At 66.2% G+C, this 18,705-nt stretch carries 16 protein-coding genes; 6 read left to right on the top strand and 10 right to left on the bottom strand.

Features of this window, described 5'->3' with window-relative positions; translation table 11 throughout:
• Nucleotides 1-84: 84 nt before the first annotated feature.
• The 5 genes from ACO055_RS11315 to ACO055_RS11335 are packed head-to-tail and all read right to left on the bottom strand — an operon-like array spanning nt 85 to nt 3,553.
• Complete coding sequence (locus ACO055_RS11315; protein WP_422058971.1) at nt 85-1,428, bottom strand: DNA recombination protein RmuC; 1,344 nt, start codon at nt 1,426-1,428, stop codon at nt 85-87.
• Nucleotides 1,429-1,481: 53 nt separating this feature from the next.
• Complete coding sequence (locus ACO055_RS11320) at nt 1,482-1,925, bottom strand: PH domain-containing protein (protein ID WP_422058972.1); 444 nt, start codon at nt 1,923-1,925, stop codon at nt 1,482-1,484.
• A gap of 9 nt (nt 1,926-1,934) precedes the next feature.
• On the bottom strand, nt 1,935-2,510 hold the full coding sequence (locus tag ACO055_RS11325; protein ID WP_422058973.1) for a hypothetical protein: 576 nt from the start codon (nt 2,508-2,510) through the stop codon (nt 1,935-1,937).
• Entirely contained in the window at nt 2,507-3,004 is a 498-nt protein-coding gene (locus ACO055_RS11330; protein ID WP_422058974.1) for a vgr related protein, read from the bottom strand. The genes ACO055_RS11325 and ACO055_RS11330 overlap by 4 nt, the downstream gene beginning before the upstream one ends.
• Nucleotides 3,005-3,010: 6 nt before the next feature.
• On the bottom strand, nt 3,011-3,553 hold the full coding sequence (locus ACO055_RS11335; protein ID WP_422058975.1) for a copper chaperone PCu(A)C: 543 nt from the start codon (nt 3,551-3,553) through the stop codon (nt 3,011-3,013).
• A 154-nt stretch (nt 3,554-3,707) separates the two neighbouring features.
• On the opposite strand from ACO055_RS11335, the gene dnaK reads away from it, so the two are divergent.
• Together dnaK and dnaJ are read left to right on the top strand one after the other, a co-directional pair.
• Nucleotides 3,708-5,612, top strand: coding sequence for a molecular chaperone DnaK (dnaK, locus tag ACO055_RS11340; RefSeq protein WP_422058976.1), 1,905 nt, complete (start codon nt 3,708-3,710; stop codon nt 5,610-5,612).
• Nucleotides 5,613-5,739: 127 nt separating this feature from the next.
• Nucleotides 5,740-6,876 carry a molecular chaperone DnaJ gene (dnaJ, locus tag ACO055_RS11345; protein ID WP_422058977.1) on the top strand — a complete coding sequence of 379 codons (1,137 nt, stop codon included), beginning with the start codon at nt 5,740-5,742 and terminating at the stop codon, nt 6,874-6,876.
• A gap of 115 nt (nt 6,877-6,991) precedes the next feature.
• Here the strand turns inward: dnaJ and ACO055_RS11350 are convergent, their stop codons facing one another.
• Nucleotides 6,992-9,304: a patatin-like protein gene (locus tag ACO055_RS11350; protein ID WP_422058978.1), complete on the bottom strand. Its 2,313-nt coding sequence runs from the start codon at nt 9,302-9,304 to the stop codon at nt 6,992-6,994.
• Nucleotides 9,305-9,554: 250 nt separating this feature from the next.
• On the opposite strand from ACO055_RS11350, the gene ACO055_RS11355 reads away from it, so the two are divergent.
• Together ACO055_RS11355 and ACO055_RS11360 are read left to right on the top strand one after the other, a co-directional pair.
• Nucleotides 9,555-11,723 carry a primosomal protein N' gene (locus tag ACO055_RS11355; protein ID WP_422058979.1) on the top strand — a complete coding sequence of 723 codons (2,169 nt, stop codon included), beginning with the start codon at nt 9,555-9,557 and terminating at the stop codon, nt 11,721-11,723.
• A gap of 93 nt (nt 11,724-11,816) precedes the next feature.
• On the top strand, nt 11,817-13,334 hold the full coding sequence (locus tag ACO055_RS11360) for a tetratricopeptide repeat protein (protein WP_422058980.1): 1,518 nt from the start codon (nt 11,817-11,819) through the stop codon (nt 13,332-13,334).
• Nucleotides 13,335-13,340: 6 nt separating this feature from the next.
• On the opposite strand, the gene ACO055_RS11365 is transcribed toward ACO055_RS11360, so the two are convergent.
• From ACO055_RS11365 to ACO055_RS11375, 3 genes are read right to left on the bottom strand one after another with little or no spacing between them, the layout of a single operon-like run.
• Entirely contained in the window at nt 13,341-14,099 is a 759-nt protein-coding gene (locus ACO055_RS11365; protein ID WP_422058981.1) for an isocitrate lyase/PEP mutase family protein, read from the bottom strand.
• Entirely contained in the window at nt 14,096-15,130 is a 1,035-nt protein-coding gene (ada, locus tag ACO055_RS11370) for a bifunctional DNA-binding transcriptional regulator/O6-methylguanine-DNA methyltransferase Ada (protein ID WP_422058982.1), read from the bottom strand. Before ada ends, ACO055_RS11365 begins: the two co-directional genes overlap by 4 nt.
• Nucleotides 15,127-15,597 (bottom strand): DUF1203 domain-containing protein, encoded by a 471-nt coding sequence (locus tag ACO055_RS11375; RefSeq protein WP_422058983.1) that lies wholly within the window; start codon nt 15,595-15,597, stop codon nt 15,127-15,129. The genes ada and ACO055_RS11375 overlap by 4 nt, the downstream gene beginning before the upstream one ends.
• Before the next feature lie 159 nt (nt 15,598-15,756).
• Here ACO055_RS11375 and ACO055_RS11380 point away from each other — a divergent pair, with 159 nt between their 5' ends.
• The gene (locus tag ACO055_RS11380; protein WP_422058984.1) at nt 15,757-16,578 is read left to right on the top strand and encodes a DUF2306 domain-containing protein; all 822 of its coding nucleotides are present in this window, start codon (nt 15,757-15,759) and stop codon (nt 16,576-16,578) included.
• Between the two features lie 41 nt (nt 16,579-16,619).
• A complete protein-coding gene (locus ACO055_RS11385; protein ID WP_422058985.1) occupies nt 16,620-18,167 on the top strand; it encodes a S1C family serine protease in 1,548 nt (515 codons plus the stop codon).
• On the opposite strand, the gene ACO055_RS11390 is transcribed toward ACO055_RS11385, so the two are convergent.
• The gene (locus ACO055_RS11390; protein WP_422058986.1) at nt 18,145-18,702 is read right to left on the bottom strand and encodes a hypothetical protein; all 558 of its coding nucleotides are present in this window, start codon (nt 18,700-18,702) and stop codon (nt 18,145-18,147) included. The genes ACO055_RS11385 and ACO055_RS11390 overlap by 23 nt on opposite strands.
• Nucleotides 18,703-18,705 lie beyond the last annotated feature (3 nt).

Raw genomic sequence — 18,705 nt, forward strand, 5'->3', positions numbered from 1 at the left:
TTCCGGACGCGATCCGCGATGGCCAAGAAGCAGAGGTCAGCCGATGATCCGTTCGCTTGCGATCCTTGCCCTGCCCGCGCTCGGTCAGTCGTTCGCACCGTTCGTCCCCGACAGCTTGGCGAGCGGCCGCGCCGCCGTTTCGGCGACGGGCAGCGCCGCAATCTCGCGGTCGCCCGTCTCGACATCGAGCGCCTCGAAGCGTTTGGCTTGCGTCAGTACCTGCGATTCGAAGCTGCCGACGAAGGCGTTGTACGCGCCGGTCGCCTGATCGAGATTCTTGCCCACGCGCGCGATATGGCCCCCCATCACCGACATGCGCGCATAAAGCTCCTTGCCGAGCGCCGCGATCTCGCGCGCCTGCCCGGCCAGCTTTTCCTGCCGCCACACCGCCGCGACCGTGCGCGCGATCGCGATGAGGTTGGTCGGCGTCGCGAGCAGCACCTTGCGCTCGAACGCATAGTCCCAAAGCTCGTGATCCTGATCGAGCGCGGCCGCGAGGAAATGTTCGCCGGGGACGAACATCACGACAAAGTCAGGCGTGTCGTCGAACTGGTTCCAATAGGATTTGGCGCCGAGCATGTTCACATGCGCCTTCATCGCCGCGGCATGGGCGGCGAGATGCGCCATCTTCTCATTCTCGTCGACCGCGCCGAACGCATCCTGATAGGCATTGAGCGACACCTTGGCGTCGATGACCAGGCTCTGCCCGCCGGGCACCTTGACGACCACGTCGGGGCGCAAACGGCCGCCGTCGCCATCGGTGACGCTGACCTCGGTCTGGAAATCGGCATGTTCCGAAAGCCCGCAGCTTTCGAGCACGTTGCGCAACTGCTGCTCGCCCCAGCGTCCGCGCGCCTTGGGCGCATTGCGCAGCGCATTGACGAGCTTCGCCGCTTCGCTCGACACGCGTTCGGTGCCCTCGCGCATCGCGGCGATCTGGCCGTGGAGCAGGCCGAACGCGGTCTGACGCTCGGCCTCGACCTTGCCGACCGCTTCCTCATATTTCTGCAGCCGCTCGTGAACCGGGTTCAGCAGCGCCTTCAAATTCTGCCCCGCCGTCTCTTCGCTCTGTTTGAAGCGTTGGTCGGCGCGTTCGAGAAAGACTTTCTGCGCTTCGCCGAGCATCGTCTGCCCGACCTCGCGGAACTGTGCCGTGAGCGCGGCCTGCGCATCCTTGAGCTGCGCGATCTGCGCATCATGCGCTTCGTCGCGCGCCTTTTGTTCGGCCAGCCGCGCCGCGAGCTGCAGGTCGGCGCGCTTGCGCGCGTCGGCTTCGGCAGCGAGGTCGGTCACCGCGACCTTGAACCGCTCAGACAATCCGTCGCGCTCGGCCTTGAGCGCGCCCGCCTGCCGCCCGGCGAGAAGCCAACCGATCAGCCCCCCGAGAAGCAGCGTGACAAAGGCGACGAGAAGCGCGGTTCCATCCATCGGCGGAACATAGAATGAACAGCGCCGGTCTGGCTAGAGCGAATTGCGCGACGTCAGATCAATTCGCTCGAAACGTCGAGTTCGCGCACGCGCCGTTTCTGCCGGGCCGCGTCGACGAGGCGCCGCAGTTCCTCGCGCCGTTCGGCAGCGCGTTCGATATGCGGCATCACCAGCGCGCCGCCGCGCGTCGTCTCGTCGGACGAATCGACGCTGATCGTGCCGATGCCGGCCCATTGGTTGATCAGGGTAAAGTCCATGCGGACATCCTTGACGCGATAGAGTTCGATCTCGTCGACGCTCTTGACGAAGATGCCCTTGCGCAGGAGCAGCCGGTCCTCGGTCAGTTCATAAGTGACGTCGAGGTTGCGGATCCACTGGACGAGGATGATCAAAAAGCCGACCCCGACCAGGCAGAGCGCCAGCGTCAGCCAGCCGACGAGCGTGCCGCGGAGCCAGCCCCAGGTCGAGGAACGAAAGCGATCGAGGACTTCGGGCATGGGCACCTCCTAAACGATCAGATACGCGACGACATACCGCGCGATGAGCAGCGAGAGCAGTATCATATTCCAGCGCCGGTCCTTCACCCACATCGCCGCGGCGATCAGCGCGATCAGGATCAGCGTCATCGCGAGCGGCAGCGGATTGAGAAGCAGCGGCGCCAGTTTGGGATCGCCCGCGAAATAGGAAAGCTGCGCCGCGAGCAACGCCAGCAGCAGGCCGAAGACGATCCGCCGCACACGGAAATAATGGGTATCGAGGTTGGCGAACCCCTCCGGCTGCGACGGGAAAACAAGCCGGGCGGCGAGGAAATAGATGCTTGCGAAGGCCGCGACCGCCATCAGCACCGCCGACGAGACTGTGACATCCGCCTGCACGCGCCACGCAGTACCCCAGAACGACAGAAGATCGAGCATCACGAAGACCGCGAGGAGCGGCGTCAGCCAGCCGATCGCGAACTTGCCGTGGCGTTCCTCCGCCGCGAAACGCGCCTCGAGCGCGCGCCCGAGCCCGCCGAGCAGTTCGACCATCGAAAGGCCGAGCAGCAGGCTGTAGAGCGCAAAGACGAATTCGAAATCGCTCATTGGGCGACCTTCCAGGCGTCGGGCAGGATTGCGCGATAGGAATCGACGCCGGGCGCGCCGCCGATGCTCACGCCCTGCGTCAGCAGCCAGTAATGCCGCACGATCTCGGCCTGCTGTTCGAGCCCGTAGCGATGCAGCGGCCAGCCAGGTTTGAGGCCGTAATCATAGGTCGCGAACGGGTGGCGCATCAGCACGAGGTACCAGCGTCCGCGCTGCTGCGCCTGCCAGACATGCGTCAATTCGTGGAGGAACAGGCCCTTTGCCTTCAGCTCCGCTTCGCGCCCGCCCACTGGGCACGAGAAGTCGTCACAATAGACGCCGCCCTTCGGATGGAAATGCAGGTCGCCCATCGGCGCCATCACGATCCGGCGCGGCTGGAAGAAGGCCCATTTATAGTGCCGCACACGCACGCGCGCATAATCGATCGCGTCGCCGAACACCGTCCGCGCGAGCGCGATTTCGCCGTCGGTCAGGGGCCGTGACGGGCGCGGCACCGCCGCTTACTTCTTGGCCGCGTCCGGAGCCGGCGTCCCGGCGCCCATCGCGCCATGGTCCATCGCGCCATGGTCCATTGCGGCTTCGCCGCCCGCTGCCTCGCCGGGCGCGCCCTTGATCGGCACATCGAACAGGATGCGCTCGTTATTGTTGTTGGTGAAAACAAATGCCATCGGCAGCTTGCCCGCACGCACGGCCGCGCCGTTGATGTTCCAGATCATCAGATGCTTGCCGCCCTGCTTGAATTGCAGCTTGCCGTTCGCCGGAACATCGGCGCTGAGCAGCGGCTTCATCGTCATCACGCCATTTTCCTTGACGCTTTCATGCATCTCGACCCGCTGCGCGAGGTCGGCAGTGACGGCGACGAGCTGGACGTCGCGCGGGCCGCCTTCGACGGTGAAATAGCCCACGGCGGGACGGTCGGGCGTCGCGCCCATCTGGATATAGCCGCCGACGACGTTGAGCTGCTGTCCGGCGCCCAGATTCTTCTCGCACGCCGTCAGCGTGAGCGCGGTGGCGGCGAGAGCGAGGAGTGCGAAGGGTTTCATTTTGGGAGGACTCCGTAAAAGCGCGATATTTCGCGTCCCCGATACGCCGTCAAAACCCTTGTGCCAAGGCAAAGCGCACCTATATCGCCCCCATCAAAACCATGAACGGCGTGCCTTTTCAGGGCGCCCAAGAAGCAACAAGGACGTTTACTATATGGCCAAAGTGATCGGGATCGACCTCGGCACCACGAACAGCTGCGTGGCGGTGATGGAAGGCGGCAAGCCCAAGGTTATCGAAAATGTCGAAGGCACGCGCACGACGCCGTCGATCGTCGCCTTCGCCAAGGACGGCGAGCGATTGATCGGTCAGCCGGCCAAGCGTCAGGCGGTCACCAATCCCGAAAATACGGTTTTTGCGGTGAAGCGCCTGATCGGCCGCCGCTTTGACGATCCCATGACCAAGAAGGACATGGAACTCGTCCCCTATACCATCGCGAAGGGCGCCAACGGCGACGCATGGGTCAAGGCGGGCGGCGAGGATTATTCGCCGTCGCAGATCTCGGCCTATATCCTCCAGAAAATGAAGGAAACCGCCGAAGCCTATCTGGGCGAGAAGGTCGAACAGGCGGTCATCACCGTTCCTGCTTACTTCAACGACGCCCAGCGCCAGGCGACCAAGGATGCCGGCCGCATCGCGGGCCTGGAAGTGCTGCGCATCATCAACGAGCCGACCGCGGCCGCGCTGGCCTATGGCCTCGACAAGACCGAGAACAAGACGATCGCGGTCTATGACCTTGGCGGCGGCACCTTCGACATCTCGATCCTCGAGGTGGGCGACGGCGTGTTCGAGGTGAAATCGACCAATGGCGACACCTTCCTCGGCGGCGAAGATTTCGACAGCAAGATCGTCGAATATCTCGCCGACGGCTTCAAGAAGGATGAAGGCATCGACCTGCGCGGCGACAAGCTGGCGCTGCAGCGTCTGAAGGAAGCCGCCGAAAAGGCGAAGATCGAGCTGTCGTCGGCCGCGACGACCGAGGTCAACCTGCCCTTCATCACCGCCGACGCCAACGGGCCGAAGCACCTGGTCAAGACGATCACGCGATCGGACCTGGAAAAGCTGGTCGAAGAGCTGGTGAAGCGCACGCTCGAACCCTGCAAGAAGGCGATCAAGGACGCCGGCATTTCGGCGAGCGAGATCGACGAAGTCGTCCTGGTCGGCGGCATGACGCGCATGCCGCGCGTCCGCGAAGTCGTGAAGGACTTCTTCGGCAAGGAACCGCACACCGGCGTGAACCCCGACGAAGTCGTCGCGATCGGTGCCGCGATCCAGGCCGGCGTGCTGCAGGGCGACGTCAAGGACGTGCTGCTGCTCGACGTCACGCCGCTGTCGCTCGGCATCGAGACGCTGGGCGGCGTGTTCACGCGCATGATCGACCGCAACACCACCATCCCGACCAAGAAGTCGCAGGTCTATTCGACCGCCGACGACAACCAGTCGGCCGTGACGATCCGCGTGTTCCAGGGCGAGCGCGAAATGGCGGCCGACAACAAGGCGCTCGGCCAGTTCGACCTGGTCGGCATTCCGCCGGCGCCGCGCGGCGTGCCGCAGATCGAAGTGACCTTCGACATCGACGCCAACGGCATCGTGTCGGTCCACGCCAAGGACAAGGGCACCGGCAAGGAACAGCAGATCAAGATCCAGGCCTCGGGCGGGCTCAGCGACGCGGACATCGACCAGATGGTCAAGGACGCCGAGCAGTTCGCCGAAGAGGACAAGAAGCGCCGTGAGGCGGCCGAGGCGAAGAACAACGCCGAAAGCCTGATCCATTCGACCGAACGCCAGCTCGAAGAGCATGGCGACAAGATCGACGCGGCCCTCAAGAGCGAGATCGAAGCGGCCGTCGCCGAAGCCAAGACTGCGGTCGAAGGCGGCGATCCGGCAGCGATGACCGAAAAGAGCCAGGCGCTCGCGCAGGTCGCGATGAAGCTGGGCCAGGCGATCTACGAGAAGGAGCAGCAGTCGGCGGCGTCCCCCAACGCCGATGCCGAAGCCGCTCCGGCCGACGAAGATGTCGTCGATGCCGAATTCTCCGAAGTCGAAGACGACAAGAAGTAAGAGCTGACCTCTCATGCCGTTCGTGCTGAGCTTGTCGAAGCGCTGCCCTTCTTCTTCAGGGAAGAACGGCCCTTCGGCAGGCTCAGGGCGAACGGAATTGAGAGGTAGGGCTAGGGGCCGATAGATTATGTCGCTCGACATCGATTATTACGAACTGCTCGAAGTCGAGCGTACCGCCGACGATGCGACGCTGAAGGCGAGCTATCGCAAGCTCGCAATGCAATATCATCCCGACAAGAATCCGGGGTGCGACGACAGCGAAGCGCGCTTCAAGGCGATCAGCGAAGCGTATGACTGCCTGAAGGACCCGCAGAAGCGCGCCGCCTATGACCGTTTCGGCAAGGCCGCGTTCCAGAATGGCGGGCCCGGCGGGGGCTTCAGCGGCGGCTCGGCCGATTTCGGCGACATCGGCGATATTTTCGAATCGATCTTCGGGTCGGCCTTCGGCGGCGGCGGGCGCCAGCAACGCGGTCCCGCGCGCGGTGCCGATCTGCGCTATGACATGGAAATCCGCCTCGAGGACGCTTTCACCGGCTGCGAGCGCGAGATTCAGGTCGATGTCGCCGCGCGCTGCGAGACGTGCGACGGGTCGGGCGCCAAGCCCGGCACCCAGACCAATCGCTGCTCGACCTGCGCCGGCCACGGCAAGGTGCGCGCGCAGCAGGGATTTTTCATGGTCGAGCGCACCTGCCCGACCTGTCAGGGCGCGGGCGAGGTCATCGCCGACCCGTGCAACACATGCCATGGCGAAGGCCGCGTCGACCGGCGCAAGACGCTGACCGTCAACATCCCCGCCGGGGTCGATGAAGGCACGCGCATCCGCCTGTCGGGCGAAGGCGAAAGCGGCGCGCGCGGCGCCGCGCCGGGCGATCTCTACATCTTCCTGCACATGGCGCGGCACAAGGTGTTCGAGCGCGAAGGCACGACGCTGTTCACGCGCGCGCCGATCAGCTTCACCACCGCAGCGCTTGGCGGCTGCATCACGATTCCCGGGCTCGAGGGCGAGCGGCACGAGATCAATATCCCGGCCGGGATCCAGTCGGGCAAGCAGCTGCGCCAGCGAGGCGCCGGCATGCCGGTGCTCAACGGCCGCGGCCATGGCGACCTGGTCGTCCAGGTCGATGTCGAAACCCCGACCAAGCTCAGCGCGCGCCAGAAGGAGTTGCTCGCCGAGTTTCGCGAGACCGAGACCGGCGACGAATGCCCTGCGAGCCAGGGCTTTTTCGGGCGGATCAAGGAAATGTGGGACGATTTGACGGAGTAGGCTGTCGCCCGAAGCTGTGCTCCCCGGCGAAAGCCGGGGTCCAGACGCCTGAACCAACCTCGCTCCCGAACGCTATGGACCCCGGCTTTCGCCGGGGAGCACTATCGGAATCAACTCAACCGATCTCCGCCCTGAGCTCGGCAATCAGCGCCTTCACCTTCGGCAACCGGCCCTCTTCCTCGTCGAGGATCGCGTGGAAGGCGCGGCGCTTGATCGCCGCCAGCTCGTCCGCGGTCAGCGCGCCTTCGCCGCTCACGCCGCTCGATACGATATCGATCAACCGGTCCGCGCCGTGGAGCCGCCCCCACAGATAGTCATTCTCGCGATAGGCGCGGCTGAAGAAGGCACCGAAGCTGTTGAACTCGATCCCCTTGAGCATCGCCCCCGCGCCGCCGGTGCGGATCGCGGTGGCGTCCGAGGGGGAGATGCGGTCGATCTTGATCGGATCGAACTCGTCGAACCCCTCGCCCTGGAGCAACGGCAAGGTCGCGATGTCGTAAAAGGGATAGCCCAGATAGGCGAGCAGCATGATGCGCCGGTCGTCCTTCGGCAACCCGGCGAGCCCCTCCGCCACCAGCGTGTCGGCCTCGGCATCGGCGCCGATCAGGTCACGGCGGCTGCCGATCGCGTCGATCCACGCCTGGGCGTCGGCGTTGGCGGGCACGTCGATGCCCGCCAGCCAGCTATCGCCCTCGCGTTCGACATAAAGGCCGAGCGCCGCATAGATGGCGTCACGCATCGCATCGCACGCGGGGTCGCGCGCTTCGCGCTTCGCCTCGACCACCCGGTCGAGCTCGCGCGCCAGGAAGCGCAGACGGCGGATGCGAAAGCCAAGGTCGTGGGTGCGGAAGAAAACGACCGCATCGTCGCTCGCGCCGAGGCCGCGCTTGCCCGACAGCCGGTCGAGCCCGCGCGCGCGGATTTCCTCCCACAGCGCGCTCCGCCGGTTGCGCCGGTGGATGTCGCCTTCGGGCGGGGCGAGGCGGTCGATCGCACCGATCAGCTCTTCGACCACCGCCGACAGCTTCAGATGCCCATAGGGCGCATAAGCGAAGCCCGCGCGCGCCGAGGCCTGCTTCTGCGCCTTGGCGCGCCATTTCTGAAGCCGCGCCGGAGTCGGCGTGTCGAGAAAGAAGGTGCTGCCGAACAGCGCCGCTACCTGTTCCTCGACCTCGACCTTCATCGCGTCGATGATGTGCTGCATGCGGCGAATACGTCGCGACATGCCCTCGATCGCCTCGACATTGTCGCGGATCGGCTGCTCGCGCGGAATTTCGGACAGCGCGCCGAGGATGGTGGACATGAAGCCCGGCAGGCGCGGCGGCTCGCCATCCGCCGCTTCGCCCGGCTTGCCAAAGCTGATCGAGCGATAATCGGGCTTGGGATCGATATAGACGAAGCGCCGGTCGATCTCGCGGCGCGCCGGACGCTGTTTCAACGCCGCGATCGCGGGCCGGAAGGGCGCGTTGGCGAGCACCGATCCGTCGATGAGGACCCGGTCGGCGGGATCGGCCTCGCCGCCGGCGGGCAGCTGCGCACGGACGAAAGCCTCGCGGCCGAGCCAGGCCAGGCCGCGCTTGTCCAGCACGCGGTCGAGTTCGCGCAAGGTGAAGGGCGGAAAGGCGCCCGGAAAGCTCGCCGTCGCGCGCGCGGCCGCGGCGAGCGCGGGCACGTCGCAAAGCCCGTCGCCGACCCGATCGTCCTGGCGGAAGCGCATCACCAGCCGATGCTCCTGCTCGGTCACGCGTTGCGGGCTGTTGAGCGCGAGCGACGTGCTGTGCCCGGCGAAATCGGTGACCGAGACGAACAGGTCGACCGGCTGACCCGCCGGCACCAGCGGCGGGCCCTTCGGCCCCTTGTCCATCGCGTCGAACGCGTCGAGCAGCAGCTCGGTAAAGGTTTCGCCGCCGAACGGCGGTTCGAACCAGCGCGCGCGCACGAAACGCGACAACTTCGCGCGCACTTCGTCCTGCGCATCCTCGCCCACCGTCCGGTCGATGACATTGCCGCGCCGCTTCATCGCCCAGCCGGCGATCGGCACCGCCCAGAATTTGGTCGCTGCCGACAGCGGCCGGGCATCGGGATCGAGCAGACTGTCGACATCGGCATCCTTCAGCCACAGTTCGGTCAGCGGATCGAGCGACTGGCCGCCGGCGATCGCGCGCGCCAGGAAAATGCCGTTGATCCCGCCCGCGCTCGCGCCCGCGACGATGTCGGCAAGGACGCGCAGATGCACGCCGCTCTTGGCCGCGATCGCGTTCAACAATTCGCCATAAATGCGGCCCGACCCGGTCTGCGACGCCCCTTCGTGAAAGGCGCGCGACGCGGCGGACAGCCGCCAGATCTCTTTCGTGATGCCATGCATATAGACGGCGAGACTGATGCCGCCGTAGCAAATCAGGGCGAAGCGCAGTTCCTTTTCCCGCATACGCAGGTGATAGCGCGGTTTGAGCGCTCGGCAAAGGAGCGCCCATATAATCGGTAGCGGCGACGAAATGGCCTTCGAAGAACGATCAAGGCCGACGCACTGAATCTCAGTTATCCGGAGCGTTGCTGGACGAGGCTTTCGACAAGACATTGCGCCATGACCGGCAAAATATCGGGAACAACCAAAAACAAGGGGCCGGTGCTCCCTGCGCTTTCCTATTTTACCCGCCGCCCTATATCCTGCCCCATCCATGACCCGCGCCCGCGTCCTCCTTTTGACCGCCGCCCTCGGCCCGCTCGACTATCGCGTGCCCTATGGCAGCGACGCGCCGCTCGGCAGCGTCGTCGTCGTGCCGCTGGGGCCGCGACGCATGGGCGGCGTGGTGTGGGAGGACGAGAGCTTCGGCGCGCCCGAACCCGTCGGCGACAATCGGCTGCGCAACCTGTTCGAGGTCGTGCCGGTGCCGCCGGTTTCGGCGCCGCTCCGCAAGCTTGTCGAATGGACGAGCGACTATTATCTCGCGCCGCCGGGATCGGTGCTGCGCATGGTCTTGCCCGGCGCAGCCTTCGCCGACGCGCGGCGCCCGATCATCGAATATCGCGCCACCGGCGAACTGCCCGCACGGATGACCCCGCAGCGGACCGCCGCGCTCGACAGGATCGGTCCCCGCCAGGGCATCGTCCGCGAACTCGCGGCGATGGCCGAGGTCAGCGAAGCGGTGATCCGCGGGCTCGTCCAGACCGGTGCGCTCGAAGCCGTCAGCGTCGCGGCCGACGCGCCCTATCCCGACCCCGATCCCGCCTTCGCGCCGCCCGATCTTTCGGACGAACAGACCGCCGCCGCCGCGCATCTACGCGAGGCAGTTGCCGCCGCGAAATTCGAGACCCTGCTCCTCGACGGCGTCACCGGATCGGGAAAGACCGAAGTCTATATGGAAGCGATCGCCGCCGCGATCGACGCGGGCAAGCAGGCGCTCGTCCTGCTCCCCGAAATCGCGCTTACCGAGCCTATGCTGACGCGCTTTGCTGCGCGCTTCGGATGCGAGCCGGTGGCATGGCACAGCGGGCTGCGCTCGACCGAGCGCCGCCGCGCCTGGCACAGCATCGCAGCGGGCGAGGCGAAGATCGTCGTCGGCGCGCGCTCGGCCCTGTTCCTGCCCTATGGCAATCTGGGCGTCATCGTCGTCGACGAGGCGCACGAGACGAGCTTCAAGCAGGAGGATGGCGTCCATTATCACGCGCGCGACGTCGCGGTGATGCGCGGGCATTTCGAAGGGCTGCCGGTGATCCTCGCCAGCGCAACCCCTGCGCTCGAAAGCCTCGCGATGGTCGAGGCCGGCCGCTATCGCCATATCGTCCTTCCCGCGCGCTATGGCGGCGCGACAATGCCCGATCTTGCCGCGATCGACATGCGGCAGGATCCGCCCGACCGCGGAAGCTGGCTCGCCCCGCCGCTCGTCGAGGCGCTCGCCGACCGGTTGCAAAAGGGCGAACAGAGTCTGCTGTTCCTCAACCGCCGCGGCTTTGCTCCGCTGACCTTGTGCCGCACCTGCGGCCACCGCATCCAGTGCCCCAACTGCACGGCGTGGATGGTCGAGCACCGCCTTGTCCACCGCCTCGCCTGCCATCATTGCGGCCATGTCATGCCGCCGCCGCGGCTGTGCCCCGAGTGCGAGGACGAGGACAGCCTCGTCGCCTGCGGTCCCGGGGTCGAACGCGTCGCCGACGAGGTTGCATTGCGCTTTCCCGAAGCGCGCACCGCAATCGTCACCTCCGACACGCTCTGGTCACCCGCGAAGGCTGCCGAGTTCGTCGATAATGTCGAGGGCGGGCTGGTCGATATCATCATCGGCACACAGCTCGTCACCAAGGGCTATCATTTCCCCAACCTCACGCTCGTCGGCGTGGTCGATGCCGACCTTGGCCTCGACGGCGGCGACCTGCGCGCGTCCGAGCGCACCTTTCAGCAGATCGCACAGGTCGCGGGGCGCGCGGGGCGCGGGGTCAAGCCCGGCGAGGTACTGATCCAGACGCGCGTCCCCGACGCGCCGGTGATGGCCGCGCTCGTCGCCAACGACCGCGAAGGCTTTTACGCCGCCGAGGCTGCGGCGCGCAAACAGGCCGGCGCGCCGCCCTATGGACGCTTTGCCGCGCTTGTCATCTCGTCGGAGGATATCGAGGTCGCGCGCGGCGTCGCGCAGCGGCTGGGGCAGAAGGCACCGGTCGCCGATGGCCTTGCGGTCTATGGCCCCGCGCCCGCGCCGCTTGCGATGCTGCGCGGACGTCACCGGTTCCGCCTGCTCCTCCACGCGCCGCGCAGTTTCGACCTGCAGGGGACGATCCGCACATGGGTGGACAGCATCGACTGGCCCGCGAAGGCACGGCTCGCGATCGATATCGATCCATACAGCTTTGTGTAACCGTCACATGACTTTACAGCATGAAGGCGGGCTGGCAGCATCGCGTCACTAACGGGCGGGGGCGCAGAAATGAGAAGAGCTGGTTTAGGCCTTGTGGCCGGAATCGCGATAGTCGGGGTGGCGGCACCGGCGCAGGCCAAGTGGCTCCGCGCCGATTCCAACAATTTCATCATCTACAGCGAAGGCAGCGAGCGGGATCTGCGCGACTTTGCCGAGAAGCTTGAACGCTTCGACGCGACGCTGCGCTATCGCTTCAAGGTCGAAGGCGGCAAGGATCCCAACCCGCTGACCATCTATCTGGTCGACCGAGCGACCGACGCCGGCCGCCTCGCGTCGGGCAAGGGCGGGTCGTCGATCGCCGGTTTCTACAGCCCCGATCCCGAGGGCAGCTTTGCCGTCTCGAACCGCGAAGATTATGTCATCAAGGGAACGCCGCAATCGCAGCAGACGCTGTTCCACGAATATGGCCATCACTTCATGCGGCGGTTCCTGCCCGGAGCGTTTCCGGCATGGTTCATCGAGGGCTTCGCCGAATATTATTCGAGCGCCGATTTCACCAAGGACGGCAAGGCCGAGGTCGGCAAGCCCGTTTACAGCCGCGCCTTCGGCCTGCTCACCATGCCAAAGATCCCGGCCGAGACCCTGTTGTTCAAACGCCCGCTCGAAATGCGCAATTCGGGACAGATGGACGTCTATTACGGCCGGTCCTGGCTGCTGACCCACATGCTTTTCAACGACAAGGCGCGCATCGGGCAGCTCGGTTCCTATATCGACGCGATCCACAAGGGCGTCGATCCAAAGAAAGCGGCGACTGACAGCTTCGGCGATCTCGCGGTGCTCGATCAGGATCTCAATCGCTACATGAACAAGCCGATGAACTATCGAACCACGGCCGACGCCATCGCGATCGCCGGGCCGATCACGATCGGCGCGCTGACGTCCGCGCAGGATGCGGCGGTGCCGCTGCGCCTTGAGCGCCTCAGCGCTGACGGTGACGTCCGGATGCTCAAGGCGCGCGACGGATTCAAGCGGCTGACCGCGCAATATCCGGGCGATGCCGGCATCTGGTTCGAACTCGCGCGCGCAGAGTGGGACCTGACCGACGACAATCGCGACAAGGCTGCGGCGCGCTCGGCGGTCGACAAGGCGCTGGCGATCGACCCGAAGCATGTGCGCGCCAACGTCCTGCTCGGCGAAATGCTGACCGGCGAGGTCGAGGACAAGAAGGACGCGACCGCCGCCGACTGGAACGCGGTGCGCAAACCGATCATCCTCGCCAACCGGACGAACTCGGACGACCCGGTACCGCTCTCGGCGTATTACCGGACCTTCGTCAATCAGGGCATGAAGCCCCCGCCGATCGCGGTCGAAGGCCTTGCGCGCGCCTTCAACCTCGGCCCCGAAAATATCGAGGCGCGGATGAACTATGCCTTCGCACTCGCGAACGACGGCAAGTTCGACGCGGCAATCAGGCTGGCTCGAATCGTCGCGTTCGATCCGCATGACGGCGGCGGCGGAGAGGAATTGCTCGCCCAGCTCGAGAAAATGCGCGCCTATGCCGAAGGAAAAGCGCAAGGCGGCGAAGCCGACGCCGAAGCGTCGGCCGACTGACGTCGCTCAATAATCGGGTTCGGCGCCGCCCAATAGCTGCTGCGTCTGTCCGGCCAGCCACGCCATCGCAGCCGCCCAGGGCTGGTGCCCGTGGCTGATCCGCGCGACCCCGAGGGCCGCAAGTTCCTGGTGTGTCGGACCGCCCTTCCCGCGCAGGATATTCACTGGCAGCGGCGAGCCTTCGCAAATCGCGCCGATGCATTTGGGGTCGAGCAGAAACGGCACGAACAACGAACCCGCTCCAGCGTCGGCATAAGCGCGCGCGCGCTCGAGCGTCGCGGCGACCAGCGCATCGCCATCCTTGGCCGCATCCGCTCCGCGAAAGGTGTCGCAGCGCGCGTTGACGAAGATGCCGGTGTCGGCAGCGGCGCAATAGCGCGCGACGGCTTCCGCCAGGGGCAGCAGGTCGGACTGGCCGGGCAGCCGGTCCTCCATGTTGATCCCCGCCGCGCCCGCAGCCTTCGCTCGCCCGACCGACACGCCGACCGCGGTGGGATCGGCGCCATAGCCCGACTCCATGTCGATGGTGACCGGCAGGTCGGTGACCGACAGGATGCGGCCCAGATTCTCGAACACATCCGCCAGCGGGAAATCCTCGCCGTCGGCGCGCCCCTGCGCGCCCGCGACGCCATAGCTGCCCGTCGCGATCGCCTTCGCGCCGGCCGCGGCAACGGCCTTTGCGCTTCCCGCGTCCCAGATGTTGATCAGGATCAGCGGGTCGCCGGGAACATGAAGCGCGCGAAACTGGGCCACTTTGTCCGTCATTTGATTTCCCTCTTCAGAAGCTCGCGCTTGATCGGCAGGCCATAGGCATAGCCGCCGAGCGATCCGTCGCTGCGTACCACGCGGTGGCACGGGATCAACACCGCGACATTGTTCGCGCCGTTTGCGCTCCCCGCCGCGCGCACGGCCCTGGGCTTGCCGACGGCCGCGGCGATATCGGTATAGCTGCGCGTTTCGCCCGCCGGAATCTTGCGCAGCTCGCGCCACACCGCTTCCTGAAATGCGGTGCCCTTCACGTCGATCGGAATATGGTCGAAGCCGTTCACCGGCGCCTCGACCGCATCGACGACCTGTTTCAGCAGAGCCGAAAACTCGCCGCCGCCCTCGACCAGATCGGCGGCGGGGAAACGCTGCTCGAGCGCCTCGCGCCCTTCGTCAAAGCTCAGGCGGCACACGCCTTTCTCGGTCGCTGCGACGAGCATGTCGCCCAGGCTGGTCGGCACGACACCCCAATGGATCGTCGCGCCCTTGCCGCCGTTCACCCAGGCCGAAGCCGTCATTCCCATCCGTCCCTCCATATTGTCATAGAAACGCGACGGCCCCGAAAAGCCCGCATCGTAGATCGCGTCGGTCACGCGCGTGCCATCGCTCAGCGCCTGGCGCGCCCGCTCGTCGCGTAGCGCGCGGGCGTAGGCCGCGGGCGACAGCCCCGTGTGGCGCGTGAAGACACGCTGGAAATGCGTCGGCGAATAGCCGGTGCGCGCCGCAAGATCGCCAAGCGCGAGCGGCTCCTCGCTCCCCTTGATCGCCGCGATCGCCTTGATCACCGCGCCTTCGTCGCGCGCGACATCGTCGGGAAGGCAGCGCTTGCACGGGCGCAGGCCCGCAGCACGCGCCGCGGCGCCGTCGGCGAAGAAGCGGACATTTTCGCGCAAGGGGTGGCGCGCGGCGCAACTCGGACGGCAATAGATGCCGGTCGTGAGCACCCCGGTAATAAAGCGTCCGTCATACGCCTTGTCGCGGCGGATCGCGGCGGCCCAACGCTCGTCGTCGGTCATCAGATCGCTGCTCATGCCGCATCCCTTTCGATCCGCGCGGCGAAACAACCGGCCGCAGCGTTGTGCGCATCGATATAGGCAATGGCATCGTCGGCGAACAGATCGCGGATCGCGCCATCGCTCTCGCCCGGTCCCGCAAGCCGCGTATTCCGCAGCAGGCCGTCGGCGTCAAAAGCGCGCATCGCGATCATCCGGTCGTCGAACACATCCGGCGTCGCGTCGCGATAGCTGGCGGCCTCGACGTTGCGCCGGACGAAAATGGCATAGGCGCTTCGATACGGAGTCGCGACGTCGTGGCTGGTGTGATGGAGCAGGATCAATTCCTCGCCGGCGCGCGCATTGGCCAGGCTGGTCCGGCACGGAAAGCCATGGTCGGCGGTCGCGGTGACGCGGCGGGCATGAAGTGCCGCGAGCGCATCATCGTCCAGATCGAACAAGGGCGCGAAGGTGTCGGGGTCGAGTCCGCGGATTTGGTAGGTCATGTCGATATCCTTTCTGTCTGACCACCGGATGCCACGTCGCAATCGGGCCCGCGTCCCGATGCTTGCGTTCAAAGTTTCTCGCTTACTGTATTGCTGTATTATAACATTGACTCACCGCCATCTCTGCGCCATTCTCCCGCCCATCTGGGGGAGCTTGCCATGGCGACGATCGACGCATCCTTCGCATCCAGCCGACCGGCGCGCCGGACCGACTGGCTCGGCCGGGCCGCCACCTTCTGCTATCTCGCGATCGCTGCGGGACAGCTTCTCTTCACCGCCTTCATCCTTGCTTTCTATTACCCGTCATCGCTGTCGGGCGATTTCGCCGCGTGGAATACAAAACCGCTGATCAAGGGGTTCGTCGCGGGCGATGTCAGCGGAAACCTTTTCTTTGCGGCGCATGTGCTGATGGCCGCAGTGATCAGCTTCGGCGGGCTCGTGCAGCTGATCCCCGCCATTCGCGGTCGCTGGCCGGCAGTCCATCGCTGGAACGGCCGCGTCTATCTGGTAAGCGCTCTCACGCTGTCGCTCGGCGGTCTGTGGCTGACGTGGGCCCGCGGCACCTGGCTGACGCTGACGGGCGCGTTCGGCATCACGCTCGACGCGATGCTCATTCTCACCTTCGCGGCGCTGGCGTATCGCGCCGCCCGCGCACGCCGCTTCGCCCTGCACCGCAGCTGGGCGCTCCGCCTGTTCGCGGTCGCGAGCGCCGTCTGGTTCATGCGCGTCGGCTATATGGCATGGGGCATCGCGACGGGCGGCGCGGGAATCGGCAAGGCGATGGACGGCCCGTTCGACATCTTGCTCGCTTTCGCCAATTCGCTCGTGCCGCTTGCCGTGGCCGAACTCTATCTGCGCGCATCGGCGCATGGCACGGCGGCCGCGCGCAAGGGCGTCGCCGCGCTGCTTGGCGTCAGCGGGCTGATCATCCTCGGGGGAAGCGCCGGGGCCTGGATGGTGATGTGGGGTCCGTACCTATAGGCGCGCTTGCCTTCGAGCCGTGAGCGGCTAGGTTCCGCGCCATGAACCGCCTTGCCCTGCTTCTCGCCGCCCTCTTCGCCATCATCCTGCCCGCGCACGCCGCCGACGATATCGCCGCCGCTTCGCGCAGCGTCGTGCGTGTCGTCACGGTCGCGATGGTCGACGGCGAGGTCGTCGGCTTTGGCCATGGCAGCGGCATCGCGATTTCGCCGACGCGAATCGTCACCAACGCGCATGTCGTCGAATCGGCGGCGCGCTACCCCGACAATGTCGCCCTGGGCGTCGTCCCGTCGGAAGGTCAGAAAAGCTATGCGGCAAAGCTGATCGCGATCGACACTGCGCGCGACCTCGCGCTGATCGAAATCACCGGCACGCGGCTTCCGGCCGCCGCCATCTATTCAGGACCGATCGATTCGGGGGCCGATGTCGTGGCGCTGGGCTATCCGGGCAACGTCGACCTGGCGACCGCGCGCAGCGCGTCGGACTATATCACGCCGCGCACGCCGACGCGCAGCGAGGGCAATCTGTCGAACACGCAGTCGGTCGACGGGGTCGCGATGCTCGTCCACACGGCCAAGATCTCGCGCGGCAATTCGGGCGGCCCGCTGGTTGACCAGTGCGGCCGCATCGTCGGGATCAACAGCGCGATCACCCGCGCCGACGACGGCGATTCGCCGTTCGCCTTCGCCATCTCGACGCGCGAGCTGGCGCGTTTCCTCACCGACGCGGACCAGCAATATGGCAGCATCGGCACCCCGTGCCTGTCGATGGCCGAAGCCGACGCGCGCGACCGCGCCGCGATGGATGCCGATGCGCGCAAGGCGGCCGCGGCGAATGCCGCCAAAGACGAAGCCGCGCGGCTCGACCAGGAGCTCAAACAGGCGCGCGCCGAGGAAGAGGCACTCGCCGCGCGCGAGAACCGCATCGCGCTTGCGGGCGTGCTTTTCGTCATCGGCGCGCTGTCGGCGGGCGCCGCGCTGATGTTCCATGGCCAGAAGAATGTCCGCAACGCGAAGATCGCGGGCGGCGTCGGCGGCGCTTTGATCCTCGCCGCGGCGGTGCTTTTCGTCACCCGCCCCGACGCGCATGCCGAGATCGAAGGCGAAAGCGCGCCCGCTGCTGTCGAGGCCGCCCCCAAACTCGCCGAGGGCGACCTCCTCTGCACGATCCGGCCCGACCGCAGCCGGATCACGGTATCGGAGACGAACGATGTCCCGATCAAGATCGGCACGGGCGGCTGCGTCAACGACAAGACGCAATATACGCAAGGGTCCGACGGCCATTGGCAGCGCATTCTGGTACCGAACGACGAGCCCACCGTCACCGTCGCCTCGCTCGACCCTTCGGGGCGCGAATATCGGGTTGACCGCTATCTGCTCGATGCCGAGACGATGACCAAAGCGCGCGAGATTCGCGCCGGCGCGACGCTCAAGAGCTGCACCGCAGATCAGGGGCAGGTCACCGCCTTCGCCACGCAGCAGGATGCGGTGCGCGCGGTGCTGCCCGCGAGCCCGAACGAACGCCTTGTCTATCAATGCCAAAAAGCCGCCGCCGGGGCGGCCGCGGTCAAAGCTGCGGCCGCGCCTTGAGGCGATAGCCCGCGCCAGGGTCGATCCAGATATAGCTAGCCATCAGCTCGCCGGCGAATTCGCCGTCGACGGTGCCGACCTCCAGCTGCATCGCATCGTCGGGCCGGGTAAAGGCATAGGAGCAGGCCTTGCGGTTCCACAAGGTCGCGACCATCGCGTCGCGATAGAGGATCGCATAGCGCTTGTTATCGGCGGGCGCATAAGGCTCGCGCCCGCTGACAATGCGAAAGCCCGCCATATAGCTTTCGTTGACGACGCCGCACAGCGCCGCACCTTCGCGCGTCAGCCCGATCCGGAGCTCGGCCGCGAGCGACGGGCTGTCGGCGAGCGCCGTCAGCTGGCGCGCCTGGACGCGGCCGCCGTCGCCCTCGCTGAACCAGGTCATGATCCGGCAGGTCCGCGCCTCGGTATCGGGTTCGTGGCACTGTATCTTGCCGGCGCGCGCGGGGGCGAGCTGGTCCTTGACCGGTTTGTATGCGGGATCGATGGCGAATGTCGTTCCCGACATCAACAGCAGCGCGGCGATCAACGACATGGC

The sequence above is a fragment of the Sphingopyxis sp. genome (assembly GCF_965227415.1).
Taxonomy (GTDB): domain Bacteria; phylum Pseudomonadota; class Alphaproteobacteria; order Sphingomonadales; family Sphingomonadaceae; genus Sphingopyxis.